We start from the raw sequence: 24,118 nt of genomic DNA, 5'->3' as shown, positions 1-24,118 counted from the left end.
CCTCGACACCCGCGCGACCACGTCCGAGACAGTGTGCCGTCGGTCCGGCCAGGAACCGCGGAACCCAGCGACCAGCGAGCTACGCGACCGTGAAGCGAACGCGAACGTCGTCGGGGGCGACCGCGAGGAACCCGTCGCTGCCGTCGTGCACCTCGACGCCGGCGTCGACGAGTCGGCCGCGGATCGCCTCCAACCCGTCGCCGTCGGGAACCGCCACTTCGAATTCGACGAGCCCGGTACCCGACGCGGGCGCAGTGCGGCGGTTCCAGGTGTTGAGGCCGACGTGGTGGTGGTAGCCGCCGGCGGCGACGAACAGGGCGTCCGACTCCCAGCGCTGGCGCACGTCGAACCCCGCGGCGTCGACGTAGAACGCCTCGGCTGCGTCGAGGTCGGTCACTTCGAGGTGAACGTGGCCGACGGCGGTGTCGGCCGGCGCCGCCTCGCCGGCGTCGTCGGCGTCGCCCGCGCGGTCTGCCAGCAGCGAGTCCACGTCGAGGGGTAACGTGTCCATCTGCACCTCGCCGTCCGCCTCGGGCCACTCCTCGCGCGGGCGGTCGCGGTACAGCTCGACGCCGTTCCCCTCGGGGTCGCGCAGATACAGCGCCTCGCTGACGCGGTGGTCCGAGGCGCCGGTGAGTCGTTCGCCCGCGTCGCGGGCGCGAGAGAGCGCGTCGCCGAGGGCTCCACGCGACGGGAACAGGAACGCGGTGTGGAACAGTCCCGCGGCGTCGGGCGGACGCGGGCCGGCCTCGGGGGCCGCGTCGAGGACCAGGAGGTCGTCAGCGTCGGTGCCGAGGACCGCGCGGCCGTCGTCCCGCTCGCGAACCCGCAGACCGACGACATCGCGGTAGAACGGGATCACCGCATCGAGATCGGAGACGGCGAGCGTCACGAGGCCGATCCGCGCGGCGGGGTCGATGCGGTCAGTCGCGTCAGTGGTCGGTGACATACGGGATCGAGGGCGAACCACGGTGATAGTCGTGGCGTCGCCGGCGGATCGATCCCCCGTCCGGGACGGTTCCGGGGACGGAACGCTGTCGGAGCCCTACTCCGGCAGCCACGACGCTCGCTGTGCGACCATCATCCCGAGGAGCAGGACTACGAGACCCGCGGCGGCGGCCCCGAACACCGCGTCGTACGCGAAGCCGGCGCCGCGAAGGGTGCCCACGACCGAGGAGCCGGCCGCCTGGACGATCATCATCGACGCCGAGTAGACGGCGTACGCGGAGCCGCGGGTCGTGTCCGGCAGCGTGTCGAGCAGGTAGGTGTCCATCGCCGGAAACAGCGAGTGGATGACGTAGCCGGTGACCGCCGAGACGACGAGCAGGGGAACGAGCCCGGACACGGACACCAGCGCGAACAGACAGGCGATGAACGCCGCGAGCACGCCCAACAGGTACGGGACGTGCGGCAGGCGGTCGGCGAGCCGGTCGGAGATCAGGAACGCGGGGACGCCGGCGCCGAAGACGACGGTGAGCGCGTTGCGGGCGACGTACGGCGAGAGCCCCTTGTCCAGCATGTACAGCTCGTAGAAGTTGAACACGCCCTGCCAGACGAAGCCCGCGACGCCGAGGATGAGCACCCCCGTGAGGATGGTCCGCCACTCGGTTCGGGCGGCGCCCAGGAGGTCGCGGTCCTCGGCGCCGGCCTCGGGAAGGTCGGCGCCGCGGGCGGTGAGAAACACCAGCGCCGTGAGGAGCGCGGCGGCGACCGCCAGCACCGCGAATACCGCCCGCCACCCCGCGACCGCCTCGATCCCGAGGCCGAGCGCGACGGTGACGAACGGCGCGGCCGAGACGGCCGCAAGCTGGCTCGCGGTGCCGTGGATGCCCATCACCCGCCCCACGGTCTGGGGAAACAGCTCGGAGACGAGCGTGTTACCCGCGATGAAGTAGACGCCAGAGGCGAGCCCCATGCCGACGGCGGCGATCATCAACACGTCGATGCCGGGGGCCAGCGTCGCGAACGTCGACGCCAACGTGAGCACGACGCCGGCCGCGAGGACGACGTAGTGACGGGGGACGCGGGTCAACACCCAGCCGACCGGGAGCCGGGGGGCGGCGCTGCCGACCCACACGAGCGTGACGAGCAGCCCCGCGGTCGCCTCGCCGATCCCGAAGGTGTCGATGAACTCCGACAGCAGCGGCGCGAACACGACCCTCGCCATGTTGACGAGGAACACCGCCCCGCAGAGCGTTCCGAACAGCCGTCCCCGTGACACGGTCCAACCCTTCGAGCCTCGGGGCTCAAGCCTTCCGACTCGCCGTCGTCGTGCGTGTGACTCGCACGCGTCGAGCGGGAGTCGTGTGCAACGCCGTGTTTTTCACGCCCCCGCGTCAACGCACCCACGTGAAATCTACACGGAAGGGGCTCCGCGAGGGTGAGCTGGAGAAGGACAACTACGAGCGGCTGCTGTGTGCCGAGTGCGGCACGTCGCTCGCGAAGGAGAACCCGCCGGAGGAAGTGTACTCCGTTCGAACCTGTCCGGACTGCGACCGCGAGTGGAAGGAGCTGCGCTGATCGCGGCCGGCCTCCCCGAACGCGACGACCGACCCGCCCCTCCGCGAATCCGTTCTTCGCCCTCCCGTGGTTCACGAGCCCGTCCGCGGTTCCGATTTCGTCACCACCCCGTGATTCCTCGCCCGTTCACTGGAACACCGAGTCGAACGCGGACGCACCCAACGGGTCGAACGTCCCCGCGGCGACGCTCTCGCGGACGTGTTCGACCCGACTGCAGCCGACCAGCGCCGCGGTCACCGCGGGCGCGGAGCGCGCGAAGTTCAGCGCCCGATGGGCCGGCGAGTCTCCGGCTAACTGGGCTTCGACGGATTCGGGGATCGATCCCTCCTTCGTCAGATCGACCTGTCCGAGGCTGGCACTGGCGAACACCGACAGCCCCTCGCGGTGGCAGAACTCCAGCGCGCTCACCGGTCCGCCCTCGACGTCGGCGTCGTGGCTCTCGCGGGTGAACGCGTCGGCCATCCGCACGTTGAACGGGAGCTGTACCGCCTGAAGACCGTGGTCGTCGACTCCCACACGGTCGGCCGCAGCCTCCGCCCGCGCGAGTATCTCGGCGAGATCGAGGAACGCGTCGTGACCGCGGGGGACCCGAAGCGCCTCCCACGTCGCGACGCCGTAGCCGCCGATGTCGCCGGCGGCGCGGCGGCGCTCCAGCGTCTCGAACGCGGCGCCGAGCTGGTCGTACACGGCGTCGCGGTCCCGGACGACCAGTTGCGTCTCGGGGTTGTGGACGTAGTAACAGTCGATCGTGTCGACGCCGAGGGCGTCGAGCGACCGGTCCAGCATTTCGTCGAGGAACCCGGGGGCGATGCAGTGGCTCCCCCGCGCCAGGTCCGCGGGGTCGACGAGGCCGTTGTCGACGAACCGCTCGCGGACGTACGCGCTCGGGTCGTCCGGCCGTTCGCCGTCGAAGGGGAGGAACCCGGCCTTGCTCGCGACGACGACGCGGTCGCGGTCGACCGACGCCCCCCGGAGCGCGTCGCCGACGACCCGCTCGGAGCGACCGCAGCGGTAGTTGCTCGCGGTGTCGACGAGGTTGACACCGGTTTCCAATCCCGTACCCAGCGCCTCGCGGTAGCGGTCGTCGACCGCGTCGGTCGGCTCGCCCAGATACGTGCCGAGGCCGACGCTGGAGACGACGCCGGGACCGAACCGGCGGAAGAAGGTGCGACCGAAGCGGTCGCCGAAGCGGTCGCGGTACGCCCACGTGCCGCTGGAGGTTGCCATGTCGGTGAGTGCGAGGCGAGCGAGAAAAGGGCTACCGCTCGCCGTCCATCGCGTCGAACAGTCGGTCGATCAGTTCCTCGCGGCCGAGGACGGGCACGTCCTCGCTCCCGTCGGCGGTGATCTGCGGACCGATCTGTCCGCCGCCCATTCGGGCGTGACCGCCCGCGGAGGCGTCGTCCACGTCGCTTACGGCGGCTTCCAACGCACGGCCCATGTGGACGCGGTCGTCCCGAGAGCGCCCCGAAAGGTGGACCGTTCCGTCCCGCTCCCCGAGGACGACGACCGCGGTCACCCCCTCCAGCCCCACGAGTTCGTCGGCCGCCTGGGGGATGGCGTCGACGTTGGAGACCCGCCCCACGTCGCTGACGGCGAAGGAACCGCGGACCTCGCGACCGGCGATGGCACGGGCCTTCACGTCCAGTGCCTCCGTGCTGACGGCCGGGTCGGCGATCCGTTCGAGGTTGTCCTCGTCGACGCCGGGCTGGAGGTAGGCCGCCGCGGCGAAGTCGGCGGCGGAGGCCCCCCTCGTCAGCCGGTTCGTGTCCGAGATGATACCGTACAGCAGGCCCGTCGCCGTCCGGGTGGACAGCGTCGCGCCGGTCACCTCCGTCTCGTGGGCGTCCGGCGGGATCGGCGTCGCGCCGGTGTCCCGGAAGTACTCCGCGAGGATGCTCGCGGTCGCGCCGTAATCGGTGCGAACGTCGGTGTACGCGTCCCCGCCGCCCTCGCCGGGGTGGTGGTCGACGACCGCGAACGGGAGCACGCCGTCGGCGCCCGCGAACCCCCGCGGGGCGTTGTGATCGACGAGGACGACGGCCTCGGCGGCGAGATCCGAGACGTGGTCGATCCGGTCCAACTCCACGTCGAGGACGGTCCGGAACGCGCGGTTCTCCTGGCGGCGGACCTGTCCCGTGTACTGGACGACCACGTCGGTGTCGACGCTCTCGGCGAGTTCGGCGACGGCGATGCCGGCGGCCATCGCGTCGGCGTCCGGGTTCGGGTGGAGGAGCACGCTGATCGACTCGCGCCCGGCCAGCAGCGCCCGAAAGCGCTCCCCTGGCGTCCGTCGGAGCCGCCGGTACAGCGCCAGTGCGGCCACGAGCGCGAGGGCGCCGCCGGCGACGGCGACCACCAGCCGCGGGTTGGCGGACACCACGTCCCACCCCGTCTGGATGGCCCGCGTGCTCACCTGTCCCATAGCGGCGCTATTCGGTCCCCACATATGAAGGTACCAGTCGCTTACTCGCCCCGATACGCCTCGATCGCCGCCCGATATCCGCTTCGATACGTGGAGTACTTGAACTCGTATCCCAGTTCCCGGAGCCGGTCGTTCGAACAGCGCTTGCTCGTGCGGATCCGGCGTTCGGCGGCCGTCGAGATGTCACCCGCCGCGATCCGTTCCTCCTTCGTGCATTTCTCGGGGGTGTCGACGCCGCACTCGTCGGCCAGCCAGTCGGCGAACGCCCACTTGTCGGCGGGCTCGTCGTCGACGACGAGGACGACCTCATCGCGCGCGAGGTCCGCCTCCAGCAGGAACCGCACCGCGCCGGCGGCGTCGTCGCGGTGGACCATGTTCAGGTAGCCCGCGGTTACCGGGCCCTCGAGGTACCGATCCAACCGGTAGCGGTCGGGACCGTACAGCCCCGCGAAGCGGGCGACCGTGCCGTCGATGCCGACCGCGGCCGCCTCCTCGCGGGCGACGCGCTCGGCCTCCGCGAGCACGCGGGTCTTGTCGGTGGTCGGGTCCAACGGCGTCTCCTCGTCGACCCAGTCGCCGCCGTGGTCGCCGTACACCCCGGTGCTGGAGGTGTAGACGAGGCGGTCCGGCGGCGACTCGCGGGCGCCGTACTCCCGGATCACGTTCCGGAGCCCCTCGACGTACACCGCGCGGGCGGCGTCGGCGCCGCGGCCGCCGGAGCTGGCGGCGAACACGACGGCGTCCGTGTCGGGCAGCGCCGACAGCGAGTCGGGGTCCGTCGCGTCGGCGGCGACGGCCGTCGCGCCGGTCGCCTCGACGGCGTCCAGCCCGGACTGCGACCGGCGGACGCCGACGACCTCGTGGCCGTCGGCGAGCAGTTGGCGTGCGAGTTCGAGGCCCACGTAGCCGCAGCCGATGATCGTGACGTGCATGGTTCGGGGCTCCCGAGGTTACGGCGTCCGCTCGATCATGAGCGCCTGGATCTCGGCCAACTCGCCGAGCGTGAGCCGCGTGCGACCCTCCAGCGCCTGCTGGACCTCCTGACCGGTGAGGTCGGCGTCGATCTCGGCGGCGATCGTGTCCACGTCCAGGATGGCCGTCACCATCTCCATCATCACGTGATCGCGCACCTCGTAGGCGATGTCGTCGGCGGGAACACCCTCCTCCGGTTCGAGGACGGCCGCCGCGTCGGCGAGGCGAACCCCCGCGATCGCGTCGGCGTCGCCGGCGGCCATCGCCGCGACGACCGACTCGTCGACGCCGGTCTCGGCGGCCACCGTCGCGGGATCGGCGCCGTCGAGCGCTGCCGCCAGCTCGGTCGCGTACGCCTCGAGCAGATCCTTCGGTGTCGCCCCGTCCGGCTCCGCGAGGGCGTCATAGAGCATACCCCTGCTCCCGGCCGCGACGGCAAAACCGTTGTCACTCCCCGCCCGACGCGGGACAGCCGGGGACTGCGGTCTCCGTCGACGTTCCGGTGCCCTTCGGAACCGACGGACACGGCCAGCCGGCGGACCGCTCGTCGGCGTTCCCGTCCACGTCGCCGACGCCGGACGGTCCGGCCGGAACGACGACCACGACCACCGTCCACGTCCGGAACGCGACGCGGTCGCTGCGGCCGACCCGCTCGGCCGTCCCGTCGCCGTCCACGTCGATCGTCACGTTCCGGCCGTCGCGGACGTAGCGGACTCGCCCGTCGCCGCCGTCCGGGCCGCCGACCGGGGCGGTGACCGCGAACCGGGGGTACGCGCCGGCGACCTCCACGTCCCAGACGTTCACCGTCGCGTACCAGTAGCCGGGGACCGGCGCGACCGGAAGCCCCGCCAGCACCGGTCCGAGCTTCCCCATCCCGTACCGCTTGTGGAGCCGCTCGGTGGCGTTCGAGCCGGCCCGCTTGGCCGCCCGACGCAACGCCGCGCGCCGCGCCGCCCGCGTCTCGTCCACGGTGCCGGCGCGGATACCCTCGGGAACGTCGACGCTGGCGTTCGTCGCGGCGTCGGCGGTTTGGACGCGCAGCCGGAGCGCCAGCCGATCCCGATCGATCTCGTCGCCGTCGCCGGTTCCGGCACGGGCGGTCGCGGCGCGCGCGACCGCGGCGGCGTACGACCCGTCGACGACCGCGGCCGTCCGCTTTCCGGGCGCCGGCCACCGGCTGTTCGCCGCGCGAACCGCGGCGATCCGGTCGCCCGGGGGGAGCGACGTCCGGCGGTCGAGCACGGCGAGGGCGCGCGAGTCGACCGCACGGAGTCCGTCGGCGACTCGTCGTCGTAGCGTTGCCCGCTCGCGATCGTCGTCGCCGTCCGGGGGCGGGCTCGCGTTCGTCGCCGCGGCGGTCCGGTTGGCGGCGACGAGGGCCCGCCCTGCCTCCGGAAGTGACGCGGTACGTTCGGGGGGGAGCGCGGCGTCGGTGACGGCGTCCGCGGCGTCGTCGGTCGGCACGGCGAACAGGTTCGTGTTGCGCGCGGCAAGCGGATGGACCGTCTCTCCGGGCGCCAGCGAGGCGACGTGCTCGGAGTCGACGGCCGTGACCGGGAGGTATCCAGGCGTTCCATGCGGCGTGAACGTCACCTCGCCGGCGCGCCACTGTCCGGCGGGCGCCGGCTCCGGCGCGGTGGCGTCTGCGGCGACCCGCGCGAGTTCGTCGATCCGCCCGTCCGCGTTCCCGCGGAGGCGTCCGACCCGATCGAGATACGCGTCGTTTCGCGCGGTCGAGCCGGCGGCCCGCGCGTCGAGATCGGCGAGCACGGCGTCGACGTACGCCGCCCTGGCGGTCACCCGCGCCCGGTCGGCGGCGCCGTCGTACGTCTCCGGGGCGTCGACAAGCGTTGCCCGTCGGCTCCTGATCGCCGTCGCCAACCGTCGGGCGGCGTTCGCCTCCCCCGCGGCGACGGCCGAGCGCGACACGGGAACGGAAACGTTCCGGACCTCCTCGCGAACGCCGATCAGATCCCGGTACACCCAGTCGTCGAGCCCGGTCGGACGGGTTCCGTGAACGATCGTCCGATCGACGGTCGAATCTCCGAAACCGACCTCGTTCGTTCGGGCACGGATCGCGGATCGGGCCTCCCGATCCGCCGCCCCGGGCGGCAACAACTCCGCCCGCGCGGCTCCCGGTAGGTCCGCAAGGTTCGGACCGTCGAGCGCTCCGCCCCGGACGTAGAGGGGATCTGTCGGTCGATCCGGCCCTGTTTTCGGCACGTATTCGACCGACAGCGTGACCCGGACGCGGTAGCGGTCCGTCCACGTCGCCGTCGTCGTCCGGACCGACCCGTTGCTCGTCCACCGCCGCGTCACCCGGTGCCGGACGGCGACCGTCCGCCGTTCGTCGGCGACAGACCTCGCGGAGGAGCCACGACGCGACTCGCGGTCGACGACGACGACCTGCTCTTGGTCTCGTTCCGACAGGAGCGTCCAATTGGACCCCGGTGGCGACGGCGGCGGGCGCTGTGCGCGCGTGGCACCGATCACGCTGACGCGTCGCGTCGCTCGAGAGCGGTACGCGCCGCGAATCGCGGCGTCGAATCCGCGTGCGGAGTCGCCGTCGAGGAACGCGATGAACGCCCGATCCGCGGTCGCGTTCACCCCGACCGAGATGTCGTCGGCGCCGGCAGCGCCGCCGCTCGGGCCCCAGCGGTCCTCCTCGGTCGCGGTCGACGGCGACCCGCCTGTTGGCGCCGTCGCCGTCTCGCCCGCGTCGAGGACGCGACCGGTCCACGACGGTCCGCTGTCCATCGCCGGCACGAGGAGATCCTGCGCCCCGACGCGGCCGGTCGCCCTGATCATCGCGGCGCGGCCCGCGGGGTCGCTGCGGCCGTACGCCGCCCCTTGTGCGCGCAGCGACGCGGCGTTCGTCGACAGCTCCACGTGCCGGGACGCGAGCACGTTGGAGACGGGAGCGCCGAGGTACTGCGCGGTGCCGCGGGCCTGCGCGACCGACCACAGGCGCCACGTGAGCGCCCGACCGAGCCCCGGCCCCTCGAACGGGGAGCGGTTCAGTCGCGATTCGTAGGCCACGGTTCGGTCGTGCATCGCGAGGGCGGGGACCGCCACCGCGACGGTGTAGTTCACCCGCCGCGTCGCGACGACGCTCCCCCCGCGGGTCGCCGTGAGCGTCACGTTCCGGACGGTGACGCGCATCGCGGTACCGTTCGCGAGCGGCGCGACCGAGACGCGCTCGATTGCGGCTCGGGCGTCGTCCGACGAGTCGACCGCCGGGAGCGACGCGGTCGCGGTCAGGCCGCCGGCGTCGGTCCGCGCGTTCGCCAGCGCCTCGGCGGACGCCAGCGCGATCCGTAGCCTGAGCGCGTCGCGGAACGGTCGGTCGGGATCGAGCGCGCGGCCGGCGTTCGTGTTCGCCGGCGTCGTCACCGGATGCAGCGCCGCCTCCCGCGCAGCGGCGGTCGCCGCCGCGCGGACTGTCGGCCTGCCGACCGACTCCGCCCGATCCAGCGCGTCGTCGGCGGCGGTGTCGACGACGACCGGCCCGCCGAGCGCGAGCGTGTTCGCGTAGACGACGCTGCCGAGCAGGAGGACGACGGCGATCAGCGCGAAGGGAACCATCCCCCTGTCGCCGTCGCCACCGCTGCCGCCGCTGCCCCCGACGCCACTCCCGCGTCTTACGGCGGCCGATCCGATACCGAGTCGGCGGATCGGGACGACCGAACCGCCAGAGTGCGTTCGGGCACTCACGGCGACCACGTCCTGACGACGACGGTCACGCGGTTCGGGTCCCCGAGTCCACACGGGGAGGTCTCCTCTGCGACACCGTCCCCCGAGTATCGCTCGGCAAGCGCCGTGGCGAGTTCGCGGTTCGCCTCCCGCGGTCCGCCGCGCTCCAGCGCGCCCACCGCGTCTACGCCCATGGCATCGCCGACCGCACGGTACCGCTCGATCACGGCGGCGGCGGCCGCGGAGTCGCCGCGGGCGGCCGCGGCGACGCGGTCGGGCGGGAACAGCACAGCGACCGTCCGCACGGCGGCGCGCGAGGGCTTGTCAGCGTCGACCCGGTCGCTCGAAATCGGTTCCGACGACGGGGCGACCGGAACGGCGAACCGAGCGGCGTGGACAGTTGTCGACGCGGGCGGCCGGGGGCCGACCGTCACTTCGCCGCCGATCCGGTCGCGCCCGTCCCGGTCGGCCTTGTCTCGGTCCGCGCCGCCCCGATTCGCTCCGTCCCGATCCGCACCCCCTCGGTCGTCGCACGGGAGCGGACGCCAGACGGCGCGCACCCTCGTCCGCGGACCGATCGTCTCTGCGACCGTCTCACGGACCGCCCGTCGGTAGTCCGTGACCGTCGCCGACGGTATCGCCCCATCGTCCGCGGTCGTGTCGTCGTCCGACACCGGGGCGTCGAACGTCGTCGACCTGACCGCGGCGCGCGCGAGGTGTTCGGCCAGCGTCGCGTGGGCAACGCGCGTCGCCTCCGGTGACGCGGCCCCTCTGTCGGTCCCCGCCCCTTCGCGAACGGGCGAGAGCGTGTACTCGACCGCCGCCGTCGACGACGCGAGCATCTCGGCGGTCCCGCTCGCTCGCGACGGCGACGACGCCGTCCCGGCGCCCGCCTCCGCGTCGGCGCCGACGAGCGTTCCGGCCGCGGCGCCGATCAGGAGGAGCGCGAGACACACGTCGATCAGCGACCCGGTCATCGCCACACCGTGACTCGGAGTCGCCCCGGCCGAACGCGTCCGGGTTCGAGCGCGACGCCGACCCGCCTGCTCGCGGTCGCGCGCGTCGGGGCAGCCCCGGCTCGATCGGGAACCGCGGGCCCGACGCGCCACCGTCGCCCGGCGACGCGCAGGGTCGCGTTCGCGCGAATGTCTGTCCGAGCGATCACGGCGCCGGCTCGGTCAAGCCGCTCCGGGTCCGCGACGCCGCCGACCGTGATCTCGTCGTGGACGCGTTCCAGCGTCGGCTCGGCCGTCGGCCCCCGGTCGCCGACGCCGCCCAGAACGACCGTGTAGGCGGCGACGCCGAGCGACAGCACGAGCACCGCCGCGAGCGCGACGGTCGGCTCGGCGAACGCGCGCTCACGCGACGAGGACGAGCGTGACATCCGTCTCCCCCCACGAGACGTGTCGGGCGTGCAGCGTCCGACCCGCGGTCCAATCGCCACCCGAGTCCGTCTCCGTGGGCGACCCTTCAGCGCGCGCCGTCGCGACCGCGACGGCGAACTCTCCGGGCGAATCGAACGCGCGACGCGGGCGGTCGCCGAGGACGACGCCGGCGAGCGGGCCGCCGGGGTCTACGGGAACGACCGTGTCCGTCCCGAAGCCGGCGAACGCGCTGCCGCCGTCGGAGCGCAACGAGACGCCGCGGGTCGTCACCCTGACGCGGTCGGCGGCGATCCGGTAGCGGGCCGTCGCGGGCGGGTCGGCGGCGGCGACGGTGTCGACGGTCGCTGCGACCGAGACGGCGTCGGGCGGCGGGGCCGTCGGGAGTCCCGACACGACTCCCAGGGTCACCGCGCCGGCGATGGCGAGCCCGAGCCAGGCGTACCAGACGTCGAGTGGTGCGTCGATCATGTGCCGGGGTGGTCCCGTTCCGGTATTTGAACCCTCGTGCGGGGTCACGCGACGAGCATCGCGACGGCGGCGTGCCCGGCGAGGAACGCGCCGCTGGCGGCGACGAGCGCGAGCCCGACGCGGTAGCCGACGACCGTCACGTCGAGCCCGCGCTCCAACCCCGTCGCGAACGCGGTCAACGTGGCCGCGAGCATCAGGACGTACACGCCGACGACGGGCCCGACGAGCGACGCCGGGAGCGCGGCGGCCTCGCCGGCGACCGCGCCACCGGCTGGCCGCCCGACCTCGCCGACACCCGACCCGATCCCGCCGGCCCCGCCGAACCCCCCGAGTCCGTCGAGCCGCCCCGCCAGCGCGACAGTCGCGCCGCCGACGAGCGGCCCGAACAGGGCGGCGGTGTCGCGGAGCGTCCCCGTCACGGTCGCCAGCTCCCGTCGTGCGTCACGCTCGGCGGCCGCGAGCGCGTCGAGCCGGTCGGCGTGTGCCACCAGCGCGTCGCCGGCGGGACGACCCACCGTCGCCGCGACCGCGAGCGCGACCACCGCGCCGGACGCTCGGCCGCCGGATCCACGGTCCGGGGCGAACGGTCCCCCGTCGCCGGCGAGGGCTGTGCCGACAGGGATCCCGAGCGCCGACATCCGCCGGCTCGCGGCCGCGAGGGCATCCGCGGTCGGTCCCGACAGCGACGCCGCGACCGCCGGAAGCGCGCGTTCGACGGCCTCGCCGTCGGCGACGCGGCGTCCCACCAGCGCGAGCGCGTCGCTCAGCCCGCGGTTCCGCTCCTCGATCGTCCGCCGTACCTCCCGCCGCGGGCCCAGATGGACGCAGAGGGCGGTCCCGATGCCAGCGCCGGCTGCGAGCACGGGGCTCGCCCACCCGCCGGCGACGACGGGGGCCGCGACCCATCCCACTGCGGCAGCCGTCGCGCCAGAGAGCAACGCGACTCCCCGTCGGTCGGGAACGTCCGGATGCGTCGCGTCGACACGCGGTGCGGGCAAGGCGACCGGCCTGCGGAGCAGCAGTCGGCCGGCCACGACCGCGAGCGCCGCGGGCAACACCAGGTCGTAGGTCGCGACGAACGCCCACGGCGGGATCGTCACGCCGGCTGCGACTGCCGCCGGGAGCGTACTGACGAGCGCGAGCGGGAGCAACACCCCGAAGGCGTACAGTCCGGTGACCGGCGCGCGGAGGTCGCCGGCGAACGACGCCGTCCGGTCGCGGAGGTCGTCCTCGACGGTCGCGACTGCGCGCTCAAGCAGGCGGATCCGGTCCACCCCAGCGTCGGCGTCGGCGGCGGCGAGCAGGAGGGCGACCGACCGGTCGAGCGCAGGGAACCACTCGCGCCACTCCGCGGCGAACGCTCGGAGGCCGCCGTCGCCGTCGCCGGCGACCGCGGCGCGATCGGCGTGGTTGGCGAGGCTTCGGTGGAGCGGGCCGTCCCCGCCGTTCGTGGCGAACCGGACCGCCCGTTCGGGCACCGGTGTGAGCCGGAGCGACAGCGCAAGCGCGCTCGCGACGGTCGTCGCGTCCGCGACGGCACGGGTCCTGGCGACGGCTGCGGCGAGTTCGGGCGCACGGCGGATCCCCGTGAACAGGCCCCAGCCAACGATCGCAGCGACCCCGACGGCGATCGGGACGGCCCGTATCGGATCCGCGGATCCACCGAGAAGGGACCACCCGAACGCGACGACGAACGTACATCCTCCGAGGAGGACGCCGATAGTCGCGGCCACGGTCTCGAACCGTTCAGCGTCGACGGGGAGCCCGAGAAACGCGCACGCCCGTTCGAGGTTTTCGTCGGGTTCGACTCTGTCGGGGTAGCGCTCCGGCAACTGACGCACGGCCATCGCAGTCGCACGCCCGATCCCGTGCCGGATGGCCGTCCACGAGATCATCGGTCGTCCGCCGCGTCGATCCCGGCGGTCTCCGTTCTGCCGGCGTCCGCGAGCGTTCGGATCGTCCGCGCCCGGCGTCGGACCGCGTCGCGAACGTCCGCGTACGCCTCACCCGGACCGGCGAGGTCGGCGATGACGCGGCTCTCGCCGCGGTCGATCCTCCCCGTCGGCGTCGCCGCAGTGTGAGGGTTCTCGCCGCCGTCGCCCTGTCCGTCGTCGTGCCAGACGCCTTCCCCGCCGTCGCGCTCCGCGAGAGCCGTGAGATCGCCCTGAGCCGGACCGTGCACCTCCTCGATCGATGCCAGCGCACGGTCGGGGCCGAGCGTGACGACCAGATCCGTCGTGGCGAACGACGACGCCGGAACGTCGAGGTCGGAGACGACGCGCTCGCGGACCGCCGCGCCGCCGGTCCCGTGGATCGTTCCGAGGACCGCGTCGGCGGCGGCGCCGACGCGCATCGCCTCGTACAGCGCCCGCGCCTCCGATCCGCGGACCTCGCCGACGACCAGCGCGCCCTCGCCGAGCCGCAGCGCCGTCCGGACCGCGTCTGTCGGCGCGAGTACGTCGTCGCCGTCGGTTCCGGCGGAGAGGGGCTGCACGTCGCGGCCGGCATCGCGGATCGCCGCGACCGGGAGCTCCGGGGTGTCCTCGATAAGGACCATCCGGGTGTCGACGGGAACTTCCAGACACAGCGCGCCGAGCAGTGAGGTCTTTCCAGCCCCTCGGGGGCCGGCGACGAGGATCGCGGCCCCGCGCTCGACCGCGACCGACAGCAACCCGGCTGCCCGCGGGGGGAGCGAGCCGACGGAGACGAGTCGGGGGAGCGTCCACGGGTCGTCGTCGCGCCGGCGGAGTGCGAACCCCCGACCGTCGCTCGCGGGGTCGGTGACGGCGGCCACGCGGACGTCGCCCAACGCCGCGTCGGCCGTCGGCGACGCGCGGGAGAACGCCCGCCCGCTCGCCGCGCGGACTCTAGACGCCAGCGCGTCGACGTCGGCCGCCGACAGCCGGACGTTCGTCGTCATCGCCTCGCCGTCGACGACCGCCCGGACCGGCCCGTCCGCCGCGGGCGCCGACAGGTACGCGTCGGTCACGCAGCCGTCGGCGAACAGCTCGTCCAGCACGCCGAGTCCCCGCGTATGGCGCCGCAGCGCCTCGGTCAGCGACTCGATCGGGAGCGGTTCAGGCGATCCTCCAGCGTCAGTCGAGCCCGACCGCCGGTCGGAGGCGGCGTGCCGAACCGCACGCCGGTGGGACCGCGGCCCGTGTGAGATCTCGCCCGTCGCGAGCGCGTCGGCCGCGGTCGCCAACACGTCGAGCGCGTCCGTCGAGAACGCCCGCGTCGCCGGCGTGAGGTGATAGTGCGGGAGTCCGTCCGGGCGGTCGTACACGGTCGCGCTTCCGCCCGTGGGGAGATCGGTCGTCCCGCGAAACACGGCGTCGGACGGGCGCGTCGGCCGTGTTCGCCCCAGCGCCCCCGCCGGGGCGACGCTCGCCCGGAGCGATTTCGGTGGCCTCCCGGCGTCGTCGCCCCCGTCGGCCCACCCAAGGAACCCCGTCTCGGCTGCGAGCCGGGCGACCGGCCCGGCGCGTCCGACCGCCTCGCGGGCGACCGCGACGGGGGCCGAGCGAGCGCGCATCGCGAGGGCGGGGTCGTAGCCCTCCGCAGCCTCCGCGAACCGGCCGGCGGCAAGTAGCAGTGCCGCGGCATCTCCCCCGTAGAACCGGTCGAGGCCGCCGCTCCGGACGCGAACGAGGTCGGCGTCGCGGTCGGCGAGCGCGTCGATCACCGTCGCCCTGCACTCTGGGTCCGCCGCGAGATCGCCCCCGGAACACCTCGACGCGTCGACGCGCAACACTGTCGAGCCGCTCATCGGGCCGCCAGCGCTCCCCGATCCGGGACCGGCCCCCGACCCGGGACCGGGACCCGAACTACCGTCGAACTCGGCGAGACAGCGACAGCCGTCCTCGGACGGCCCGCGCGACTCGACGCCGCGTTCGTCGGTTCCGTGCCCGGTCGGGTCGCGTCCGTCGGAACTCCGTCCGCCGGCGACGCGGTCGCGGAGGCCGTCGAAGGATCGCATAGGCGAGGTGGTCCCGTTTCGGTACTTGAACCTGCGTCCGCGGTCGCCGGGGGGAGCAGTCGAAGCCGGATGCGGCGCTCGCTCCCGTCCGTCTCCGTTATGACGGGAACAAGCGAGAGGGACACCCGTTGACGCCCGCCGAGCGCGATCCCGCCTGCCGGGAGGTCGTAGGGAGCCGACAGCGCCGTTCGTGACGGTTCCGCGTCGCCCACGGCGTGAACGAATACGGCAGTTCCCTGTTCGTCGCCCGAACAAAGCGCGAGCGCTCGAACGCGCGCGGCGGCGAGCGAGCCGCCGGGAACGGCGAACGACACGACGCGTCGCGCCGTCGGTGCCGATCCGGTCGCCGAGGGTCGCGCCGGCTCCGCAGCGAGCGTCGACAGCGCGGCGCGGTCCATCCGCTCCGGGACCCGATCGAGTGCCGCCGTCGTCCGTTCGACGCGCGCGGTGTCGACGGCCGGCAGCGACGCCGTACACAGGGCTGCCGCCATCGCGACCGCGAGGACGACGCGGATCACAGCACGTCGCGCAGTCGCTCGACTAACGGCGCCGCGTCGTCGTCACAGGGGGCGCATCCGCGATCCGATCCCTCGTGGACGGGGCTCCTGTCGGCGCCGGACACCCCGTCCCCGTCGATGCCGGACGCAACGCCCCCGTCGCCGGCGACGAACACGTCACCTCCCCCGGCATCGTCCGGGTGGTGCTCCCCCGCGTTCGCCCGTGGACCCTCGGTTGTCGTCTTTCCGCCCGGTAGCCCCCCGGCCGGTCGTTCCGACGTGGATCGTTCCCGGGGCGACCCCGCGCGTGCCGCCGCGAGCGCCCGGTCGGCGCGTCGTTCGACGCGCTCGTTCACCGCGCGTATCGACCCGACGTAGCCCCGGAGGGCCTGGGTCGCCGATTCGAGTTCGGCGACGCGGTCCTCCAGTTCGTCGATCCGCTCCGACGCATTCTGCAGCTCCGCGGTGGCCTCGGCGGCGTCCGCGAGGTCTGCCGGACCGGCGTCCGGGTCGCCGGAGCACGCGCGCTCGACGGCCGCGAGCCTGGTTCGGAGGTCGTCGACGGCGGCTCTCCCTGGGACGGAGTCGCCGTCGGCGTCCGTCGGATGCTCGTCGTCCGGCGGGGATCCGCTCGGAATATCGCGCGACATGCGGGGGATGGCCGCGTGTTCATATTTGAACTTCGGGGCGGTGAATGTCGAAGACTGCGGAGGGTCGATCGAGGAACGTCGCGGTGGCTCGCCCCGACACCCGCGACCGTGGGAAGATTCAAGCGGTGGGCTGCGCCAACTGCGTGTGTATGAAAACGGTCCTCATCGGCGTCGGCCAGGCCGGCGGCAAGGTCACCTCCTCGCTGGTCGAGTTCGACCACGACATGGGATTCGAGTCCGTTCGGGGGGCGCTCGCGGTCAACACCGCGGAGGCGGACCTGCAGCCGCTGTCGATCGATACGGTCCTCGTGGGACAGGACCGCGTGAAGGGACACGGCGTGGGCGGCGACAACGAGCTGGGGGCGGAGGTGATGCAGTCGGACATCGGCGAGGTGCTGTCGGCGCTCGACGGCCGGATCACCGCCGAGGCGGAGGCGATCGTCGTCGTCGCGGGGTTGGGCGGCGGCACGGGCTCGGGCGGCGCCCCGGTGCTCGCGAAGGAGCTGAGTCGCGTGTACGAGATCCCGGTGTACGGGCTCGGGATCCTCCCCGGACGCGGCGAGGGCGCGATGTACCAGGTGAACGCCGGCCGGTCGCTGAAGACGCTGGCCCGCGAGGCCGACGCGACGATCCTCATCGACAACGACGCGTGGCACTCCTCGGGGGAGAGCCTGGAGGAGGGGTTCGACAGCATCAACAGGTCCATCGCCCGCCGAGTGGGGCTGCTGTTCGCCTCCGGCGAGGCCGTCGAGGGCGTCGGCGAGTCCGTCGTCGACTCCAGCGAGGTGATCAACACGCTCCGGTCGGGCGGGGTCGCGGCGCTCGGCTACGCCAGCGCCGAGGCCGACGACGACGCCGACACGAACGTCAACGTCGTCACGAGCGTTACCCGTAACGCCCTCCTCACCGGGACGAGCCTGCCGAACGCGACGAAGGCCGACGCCGCGTTGCTCGTCGTCGCCGGCAAGCCCGAGCGCATCTCCCGCAAGGGCGTCGAGCGCGCCCGCAAGTGGCTCGAGGAGGAGACCGGCTCGATGCAGGTCCGCGGCGGCGACTTCCCGATCGACTCCGAACGGCTCGCGTCGCTGGTGCTGTTGGGCGGCGTCGAGCGCTCCGAACGGCTGGAGGAGTTCATGCGGCAGGCGAAGGAGGCCCGCGAGGAGGCACAGCGACAGGAACAGGACCGCGAGGAGACCGACAAGCTGTTCCAGAACGACGACCTCGATAGTTTGTTGTGAGCCGCTCGTCGCCGACGAGGTGGGCGAGACGACGTCGGATCGACGTGGCGACCGCGTTTTCTAAGTAGCCGCAACCCCGAGTATCGGCCAATGTCACGCGGACCCGACTGGCTCAGCTACCGTCGGTACGCGGCGTTCACGACCGGGATGGCGCTGACGCTCATCTCGCTCGGGATCTACACCGCCGCGACCGGCTCCGGACTCGCGTGTGCCCAACAGTGGCCGCTGTGCGACGGGGGCGTGCTCCCGCAGTCGATCCCGTCGTTCATCGAGTGGTTCCACCGGCTGTGGGCGATGATCACCGGGTTCCTGATCCTCGGTGCGGCGGTGTGGGCGTGGCGTTCACGGGGATCCGTGTCGACCCGCGGTCGGTTCGCGGTTACCCTCGCGACGGTGCTCACGCCGATGCAGGCGATCTTCGGCGCCGTCACCGTGACACTCAACGGGGCGCTGCCGGGCGGCTACTCCGCGCCGGTGCACGCGGCGCACTTCCTCACAGGCTTCTCGATCTTCGCGCTGCTGTCGTACGCGACGTTGCTCGCGTACGACGGACGGTTCTCCCGCGACGCGCTCGCACGCGGTCGCCTCGCCGTCGGCGCCGGGCTGGTCGGGCTGCTCGTCGCGTGGGTGCTCGCGCGGATCGACCCGGTCTCGTCGTATTCCCCGGTCGAACAGGCGGGCTTCTTCGCCGTGTCGCTGGCGGCGTTCGCGTCGCTGCTGGCGGCGACGCGCTGGCTCGGCGAACTGGACGAACTGATCCCGCGGGCCGCGACCGGCGCCGCGGCGGTGCTGCTGTTCGTCGGGATGGTGCTCGGTCGCGACCTCGTCGTGTACTCGGCCGGCGTGCGGTTCGTGAACTGGCTCGTGCTCGCGACCGCAGTGGCGCTGACCGCGGGCGCGGCGTGGGCGCTGCGCGGCGTCGAGCCCGATGTCTCGGAGCCGGCCTACGGATCGACCGACGACTGACGCGGCGACGACTGACGCGGCAGCGACGACGCCGCGAGCGGTCGGCCGGGGCGTCGCCGGAAATTCTTTCGCCGTCGCGACCCACCGAAGGGGACTAATAGCCGGGCGGCAGTAGCTACCCCTGTCATGGACAGACGCACGTACCTGAAGTCCGCCGGCGCCGCGGGCGCCGGACTGGCGCTCACCGGCTGCCTCGGCGGCGGCGACAGCGAGACGATCACCATCGGGTCGGACATCCCGTACCGGCCGTTCGAGTACGAGACGACCGACGGGGAGCTGACCGGCTTCGACGTGGACATCGCACAGGCGGTGTTCACCGACCAGCTCGGCTACGAACACGAGTTCGTCCAGACGTCGTTCGACACGATCATCGGCTCGCTCAACAACGGGAACTTCCGGGTGATCATGTCCGCGATGACGATCAACGACGAACGCGATGAGGAGGTCGACTTCTCGGACCCGTACTTCACGGCCTACCAGACGATCGTCGTGCGCGAGGACTCCGACATCACCGCACAGGAGGACATGCGCGGCGTTCGCGTCGGCGTCCAGCGCGGAACGACCGGCGAGGGCGCGGCCGTGGAGCTGCAGGAGGAATTCGACGGCGACCTCGACATCAACCGCTACGACCAGATCCCCGACGCCTTCAGCGCCCTGCTGAACGGTCAGATCGACGCCGTCATCAACGACAACACCGTCAGCGCGGAGTTCGTCAACGGCGAGGGCGAGGGCGAGGTCCGCTTCGTCGAGGGCGAGGGCGCGGCCGCCGAGTCCGACCAGGAGGCGCCGCCGTACCTCACGCTCACCGTCGAGAACTACGGCATCGCCTTCCGCGAGGACGACGACGAGTTCCGCGAGGAGGTCAACGGCGCGCTCGAGACGATCCGCGAGAACGGCACGTACGACGAGATCTACAGCGAGTACTTCGCCGGGTAACCCTCGATGGCGACCGACACCGAGCGCGTCGGCGAGCGTGACCGCGGCGTCCTCGAACAGCTGAACGACCGGACCTTCCGTCGGATCGGCGTGATCGGGACCTCGGTGTTCGCGCTCGGGGTCGTGGCGTTCATCGGCTACATCCTGTTCGCCCGGGTCGACTACGGCCTGCTGGTGAACATCATCTACCCGCAGTTCACCTTCGCGTTCCTGCGCGTGATCGGGATCGTGGTGATCTCCAGCGTGCTCTCGGTGATGGCGGGCGTCGTGGTCGGCCTCGCGAGGGTCTCGCGGACACGCCTCACGAGTTCGATCGCCAAGAGCTACATCGAGTTCTTCCGGGGGACGCCGCTGTTGTTCCAGCTGTTCGTCATCTACCTCGGCGTGCCGCAGCTGTGGCCGCCGGGGCAGTTCCCCATCGACCAGTTCAACTACTACGCCGCGGTCATCGGCCTGACGCTCAATCACGCCGCGTACGTCGGCGAGGCGCTCCGTGGCGGCATCGAGTCGATCCCGGACGGCCAGATGGAGGCCGCCCGCTCGCTCGGGATGAGCTACATCCAGTCGATGCGGGAGGTCATCCTCCCGCAGGCGTGGCGCAACTCGCTGGCCGCCATCGGCAACGACCAGGTGATCCTCGTGAAGGACACCTCGCTGCTGACGGTGATCGCGATCCCGGAGCTGCTCTCGGCGTTCCGGCAGGTCAACTCCGCGACGTTCGACGCGTGGACGCCGATCGTCCTCGTCGCGATCACGTACCTCATGATCACGGTTCCGCTCGGGAAGGTGATCCGGACGCTGGAGGACCGCGCCGACCCGGCGACCCACGGAGGTGACGACTGATGTCCTTACTCGAGTTCGAGAAGGTGAACAAGTACTTCGGCGAGACGCACGTGCTGAAGGACATCGACCTGGAGATCGACGAACAGGAGGTGGCCGTCGTCATCGGCCCCTCCGGCTCCGGGAAGTCGACGCTCCTCCGGTGTACGAACCGGCTGGAGGAGATCCAGTCGGGGGAGATCCGCCTCGACGGCGTGCCCCTCACCGACCCGGACGCCGACATCAACGTGCTCCGCCAGCGCATCGGGATGGTGTTCCAGTCGTTCAACCTCTTCCCGCACAAGACGGCGCTTGAGAACGTCGCCCTCGCGCCCAAGAAGGTGAAGGGCGTGCGACCCGAGGACGCGGAGGCCGACGCCCGCGAGTTGCTCGAACGCGTCGGGCTCGGCGATCAGGTCGGATCGTACCCGAGCGAACTCTCCGGCGGCCAGCAACAGCGGGTCGCGATCGCCCGCGCGCTCGCGATGGACCCCGACGTGATGCTGTTCGACGAGGTCACCAGCGCCCTCGATCCCGAGCTGGTCGGGGAGGTGCTGGAGGTCATGCGCGACCTGGCCGACGAGGGGATGACGATGATGGTCGTCACCCACGAGATGGGGTTCGCCCGCGAGGTCGCCGACACGATCACCCTCATGTCGGAGGGCCGGATCGTCGAACGGACGCCCCCCGAGCAGTTCTTCGAGCAGCCGACGACCGAGCGCGGCCAGCGGTTCCTCTCGAAGCTGCTGTAACGGCCGGCGCCGTCGGCGACTCTCCCCGTCTCCTTCAGAAGGTCAGTACCTCGACCCCCTCGGTCTCGTAGTCGGTCATCGCGGCGAGTCGCTCCGGGACCTCGTCCAGTCCGACCTCGCGGCCGACGAGCACGCTGGGATCGAGGTCGCCGGCCTCCAACAGCCCGAGCAGCTCGTCGTACCGCGTCGGCGGCATCCCGCGCGAGCCGAGGAAGTCGACCTCCCAGCGCGTCATCGCGTCCGTCGGCAGTGACACCGCTCCCTTCTCCGCGTCGGTCGTCAGCCCGACCTGGACGTGCGTGCCGCGCTCGCGGAGGCAGGCGACGGAGTTGCGGCACGTCTCCGCCCGCCCGAGCGCGTCCAGCGAGACGTGCGCCCCCCGGCCGGTGATCGCCTCGACCTCGCTCGGCACGTCGACCGCGTCGCCGCGGACGGTCTCGTCGGCGCCGGCGGCCTCCGCTCGCGAGAGCGCGCCGTCGTCGACGTCGACGGCGATCACACGTGCGCCGAGCGCGTCGGCGACCTGGACCGCCGAGAGGCCGACGCCGCCGCAGCCGTGAACGGCGACCCACTCCCCCGCGCCGACGTGAGCGCGGTGCTCCAGCGCGTGGTACGCCGTCATGAACCGGCAGCCGAGCGCGGCAACGTCGCGGGGGGCGACGCCCGCCGGCAGGCGCATCGCGTTGTAGTCGGCGTGTGGCAGGTGGACCCGTTCGGCGAACGCGCCCGGCGCCGCGCGCTCAAACCCCAGCGCGTGGCCGTCGAGGCAGGTGTTCCCGTGGCCGTTCACGCACTCCGGACAGGCGCCGCAGCCGAGGTTGAACGGGACGGCGACGCGGTCGCCCTCCTCGACGGAGGCGACGCGCTCCCCGACCGCGACGACGGTACCCGCGGGCTCGTGACCGAGCACGTAGTCGAGGGGGACCTGGTCGTCGGCCCACTCGCCGTGGCCCATCCAGGCGTGCCAGTCGGAGCGACAGATGCCGCACGCCTCCACGTCGACGACGACGCCGTGGGGTTCGAGATCCGGTTCGGATACGTCGGTCACGTCGAGGGGCTCCCCGTACTCGCGGAGGACGGCCGCTTGCATGGGCCGGGGTTCGTGGACGGGGGTGAAAAGTCGGTGTGTCCCGGCGAGCAGCGGAGCGGGCGCGTCAGTCCCCCGGGCGGGTCACATGAAGTCCGAGAGCCCGGACTGCCCGTCGTCCTCCTCGGCGGCCTCCGGGTCCACATTGCGGGTGTCCTCGTCCGCGTCGTCGCCGATGTCGCCGGCGGCCGCCTCGGCCGACCCGCCGGAATCCGCCGAGCCGCCGGCGTCCGCGAGACTCGTCTGACTGTCGTCGCCCTCGCTCGCGCCCTCCGCGTCGGCGTCCTCACGCTCCTCGACTTCCGTGCTCGGTGCGATCCCGGCGAACGCGCCCCCGGAGTGGTCCTCCATGCGCTCGGCGCGCAGCTCCTCGGCGTCCTCGACGATGGACTCCACCTTGTTCGTCGTCTCGCCGGAGCCGGTGACGAAGGAGACGTGTTCCGCCTCGAACTCGTAGGCGGCGGCCATCTCGACCGTCAGCTCCCGGGGTTTGCAGTGGTGCGTCATCGCCTGGAGGTACGGGAGGACGGCGCGCCGGGCGGTGTCCATCGAGAAGCCGCCGCGCTCGGCGATGGCGCGGACGACCTCGTCGCTCGTGTTTGAGGTGGAGTGGTAGAACTGCGGGCGGCCCCAGCGCGTCCACCCGCCCTTCGTCCCGTCGCGGGCGGCGGCGACGCCCGCCGAGAGGTTGTCGCCGGCGTAGCGCCAGTAGGAGTAGTTCTGGCTGGCCCACACCCGCCCGAGCCACACGTCGGCGTCGGCGAGGTGGTCGTACGCTCGGGTCGCCTCCTCCGCGTCGTACACCTTCAGCATGTTGTCCTCGATCCACTTCGTCAGGTCGTCGGGCGTCTCGTCCACGTCGTAGCTGGACTGAAGGGCCTCGCGGGCGGACTCGGTCTCCTTCAGGACCAGATCGAGAAACGGGAACACGCCCATCGAGCGGTCGCGGTCGCCGGTGATCACGTCCTCCAGCGTGAGGCGCTCCTTCCCGTCGGCGACGGCCTGGAGGTCGTTGACGGCGCCGCGGAGGTCGCCGCTGTTGCGCTCGGCGATGCGATCGAGCGCGTCCGAGTCGAACTCGATCCCCTCCTTGCGGCAGATGTCGCGGAGGACGGGCACGATGGAGCGCTTGCCCACGTCGCGGAACTCGATGTCCCGCGTCGCGTTGCGCAGCCCGCGGCTCATGTCGTAGTACTCGTTGGCGATGAGGACCACCGGCTGTCCGGCGTTCTTCACCAGTTCCGTCACCGCGCTCTTGCCGCCGCGGTCGTGGTTCCCGTGGATGTTGTCGGCCTCGTCGAGGATGACGAGCTGGCGGCCGCCGGTGTCGTCGCCGCCGGCGGACCCGCCGAGGGTGGCGTTGTTCGCCGCGCGGCCGGCGTACCGCTCGATCACGTCGGCGGTTCGCTGGTCGGAGGCGTTCAACTCGACGGTCTCCCAGCCCATGTCGGCCGCCAGCGCGTGCGCCGCGGAGGTCTTCCCGACCCCGGGCGAGCCGTGGAGGACGAGCGCCTCGCGGTGGTCGTCCCACGTGTCGGCCCACTCGCGGACCCCCTTCACCGCCTTGTCGTTGCCCCGGAGCTCCGAGAGCGACGACGGGCGGTACCGCTCCGTCCAGTCGGTCATTACCGGGGGGAGGAGCGAGCCGCGTATAGTGATTGTGGACGGCGTCGACCATCGCCGTGCCATCGCGCCGGTTGGCGGTCGCAGCCGCGGTAACCGGGTCGACGC

Annotated in this window: 21 protein-coding genes and 1 pseudogene; 6 read left to right on the top strand and 16 right to left on the bottom strand. The window is 72.5% G+C overall.

Features of this window, described 5'->3' with window-relative positions; translation table 11 throughout:
* Positions 1-79 precede the first annotated feature (79 nt).
* Positions 80-949: a VOC family protein gene (locus tag K6T36_RS00105; protein WP_222922048.1), complete on the bottom strand. Its 870-nt coding sequence runs from the start codon at positions 947-949 to the stop codon at positions 80-82.
* 96 nt (positions 950-1,045) lie between these two features.
* A complete protein-coding gene (locus tag K6T36_RS00100) occupies positions 1,046-2,221 on the bottom strand; it encodes an MFS transporter (protein WP_222922047.1) in 1,176 nt (391 codons plus the stop codon).
* A 128-nt stretch (positions 2,222-2,349) separates the two neighbouring features.
* Here K6T36_RS00100 and K6T36_RS00095 point away from each other — a divergent pair, with 128 nt between their 5' ends.
* Entirely contained in the window at positions 2,350-2,520 is a 171-nt protein-coding gene (locus K6T36_RS00095; protein ID WP_222607430.1) for an HVO_0758 family zinc finger protein, read from the top strand.
* Between the two features lie 126 nt (positions 2,521-2,646).
* Here K6T36_RS00095 and K6T36_RS00090 read toward each other — a convergent pair whose 3' ends face one another.
* From K6T36_RS00090 to K6T36_RS00040, 12 genes and pseudogenes are all read right to left on the bottom strand, one after another.
* Positions 2,647-3,747 (bottom strand): aldo/keto reductase, encoded by a 1,101-nt coding sequence (locus K6T36_RS00090; RefSeq protein ID WP_222922046.1) that lies wholly within the window; start codon positions 3,745-3,747, stop codon positions 2,647-2,649.
* 31 nt (positions 3,748-3,778) lie between these two features.
* Positions 3,779-4,945, bottom strand: a complete 1,167-nt coding sequence (locus K6T36_RS00085; protein WP_390182290.1) for a DHH family phosphoesterase — start codon at positions 4,943-4,945, stop codon at positions 3,779-3,781.
* Between the two features lie 41 nt (positions 4,946-4,986).
* Entirely contained in the window at positions 4,987-5,877 is an 891-nt protein-coding gene (locus K6T36_RS00080; protein ID WP_222922044.1) for an SDR family oxidoreductase, read from the bottom strand.
* An 18-nt stretch (positions 5,878-5,895) separates the two neighbouring features.
* Positions 5,896-6,330, bottom strand: coding sequence for a DUF5791 family protein (locus K6T36_RS00075; RefSeq protein ID WP_222922043.1), 435 nt, complete (start codon positions 6,328-6,330; stop codon positions 5,896-5,898).
* A gap of 34 nt (positions 6,331-6,364) precedes the next feature.
* Complete coding sequence (locus K6T36_RS00070; protein ID WP_222922042.1) at positions 6,365-9,631, bottom strand: DUF7286 family protein; 3,267 nt, start codon at positions 9,629-9,631, stop codon at positions 6,365-6,367.
* Positions 9,628-10,587 carry a DUF7284 family protein gene (locus K6T36_RS00065; RefSeq protein WP_222922041.1) on the bottom strand — a complete coding sequence of 320 codons (960 nt, stop codon included), beginning with the start codon at positions 10,585-10,587 and terminating at the stop codon, positions 9,628-9,630. Before K6T36_RS00065 ends, K6T36_RS00070 begins: the two co-directional genes overlap by 4 nt.
* Positions 10,584-10,994: a DUF7285 family protein gene (locus tag K6T36_RS00060; protein ID WP_222922040.1), complete on the bottom strand. Its 411-nt coding sequence runs from the start codon at positions 10,992-10,994 to the stop codon at positions 10,584-10,586. The genes K6T36_RS00065 and K6T36_RS00060 overlap by 4 nt, the downstream gene beginning before the upstream one ends.
* Positions 10,969-11,463 (bottom strand): DUF7283 family protein, encoded by a 495-nt coding sequence (locus K6T36_RS00055; protein ID WP_222922039.1) that lies wholly within the window; start codon positions 11,461-11,463, stop codon positions 10,969-10,971. The genes K6T36_RS00060 and K6T36_RS00055 overlap by 26 nt, the downstream gene beginning before the upstream one ends.
* Before the next feature lie 44 nt (positions 11,464-11,507).
* Positions 11,508-13,358, bottom strand: a complete 1,851-nt coding sequence (locus K6T36_RS00050) for a type II secretion system protein (protein ID WP_222922038.1) — start codon at positions 13,356-13,358, stop codon at positions 11,508-11,510.
* Positions 13,355-15,442 (bottom strand): ATPase, T2SS/T4P/T4SS family, encoded by a 2,088-nt coding sequence (locus K6T36_RS00045; protein WP_222922037.1) that lies wholly within the window; start codon positions 15,440-15,442, stop codon positions 13,355-13,357. The genes K6T36_RS00050 and K6T36_RS00045 overlap by 4 nt, the downstream gene beginning before the upstream one ends.
* Positions 15,443-15,558: 116 nt before the next feature.
* Positions 15,559-15,960: pseudogene (locus K6T36_RS19140) on the bottom strand (DUF7311 family protein); the annotation flags it as partial.
* Positions 15,957-16,589: a DUF7310 family coiled-coil domain-containing protein gene (locus K6T36_RS00040; protein WP_222922036.1), complete on the bottom strand. Its 633-nt coding sequence runs from the start codon at positions 16,587-16,589 to the stop codon at positions 15,957-15,959. The gene K6T36_RS00040 and the pseudogene K6T36_RS19140, both read right to left, overlap by 4 nt.
* Before the next feature lie 149 nt (positions 16,590-16,738).
* On the opposite strand from K6T36_RS00040, the gene K6T36_RS00035 reads away from it, so the two are divergent.
* The 5 genes from K6T36_RS00035 (at position 16,739) to K6T36_RS00015 (ending at position 21,300) form a co-directional block, all read left to right on the top strand.
* Entirely contained in the window at positions 16,739-17,827 is a 1,089-nt protein-coding gene (locus K6T36_RS00035; RefSeq protein WP_222922035.1) for a tubulin/FtsZ family protein, read from the top strand.
* A 90-nt stretch (positions 17,828-17,917) separates the two neighbouring features.
* Positions 17,918-18,793 carry a COX15/CtaA family protein gene (locus K6T36_RS00030; RefSeq protein ID WP_222922034.1) on the top strand — a complete coding sequence of 292 codons (876 nt, stop codon included), beginning with the start codon at positions 17,918-17,920 and terminating at the stop codon, positions 18,791-18,793.
* Positions 18,794-18,919: 126 nt separating this feature from the next.
* The gene (locus K6T36_RS00025; protein WP_222922033.1) at positions 18,920-19,729 is read left to right on the top strand and encodes a basic amino acid ABC transporter substrate-binding protein; all 810 of its coding nucleotides are present in this window, start codon (positions 18,920-18,922) and stop codon (positions 19,727-19,729) included.
* Between the two features lie 6 nt (positions 19,730-19,735).
* Entirely contained in the window at positions 19,736-20,572 is an 837-nt protein-coding gene (locus K6T36_RS00020) for an amino acid ABC transporter permease (protein ID WP_222922032.1), read from the top strand.
* Positions 20,572-21,300, top strand: a complete 729-nt coding sequence (locus tag K6T36_RS00015) for an amino acid ABC transporter ATP-binding protein (RefSeq protein ID WP_222922031.1) — start codon at positions 20,572-20,574, stop codon at positions 21,298-21,300. The genes K6T36_RS00020 and K6T36_RS00015 overlap by 1 nt, the downstream gene beginning before the upstream one ends.
* Before the next feature lie 34 nt (positions 21,301-21,334).
* Here K6T36_RS00015 and K6T36_RS00010 read toward each other — a convergent pair whose 3' ends face one another.
* Together K6T36_RS00010 and K6T36_RS00005 are read right to left on the bottom strand one after the other, a co-directional pair.
* Positions 21,335-22,390, bottom strand: coding sequence for a zinc-dependent alcohol dehydrogenase family protein (locus K6T36_RS00010; protein ID WP_222922030.1), 1,056 nt, complete (start codon positions 22,388-22,390; stop codon positions 21,335-21,337).
* Positions 22,391-22,471: 81 nt separating this feature from the next.
* The gene (locus K6T36_RS00005; protein WP_222922029.1) at positions 22,472-24,013 is read right to left on the bottom strand and encodes a replication factor C large subunit; all 1,542 of its coding nucleotides are present in this window, start codon (positions 24,011-24,013) and stop codon (positions 22,472-22,474) included.
* Positions 24,014-24,118 lie beyond the last annotated feature (105 nt).

Origin of the sequence: Halobaculum roseum, from assembly GCF_019880245.1 — an archaeon.
GTDB classification, from domain to species: Archaea; Halobacteriota; Halobacteria; order Halobacteriales; family Haloferacaceae; genus Halobaculum; species Halobaculum roseum.
Note: the sequence above shows the minus strand (reverse complement) of the source record. Positions and strands in the feature narration are given on the sequence as shown.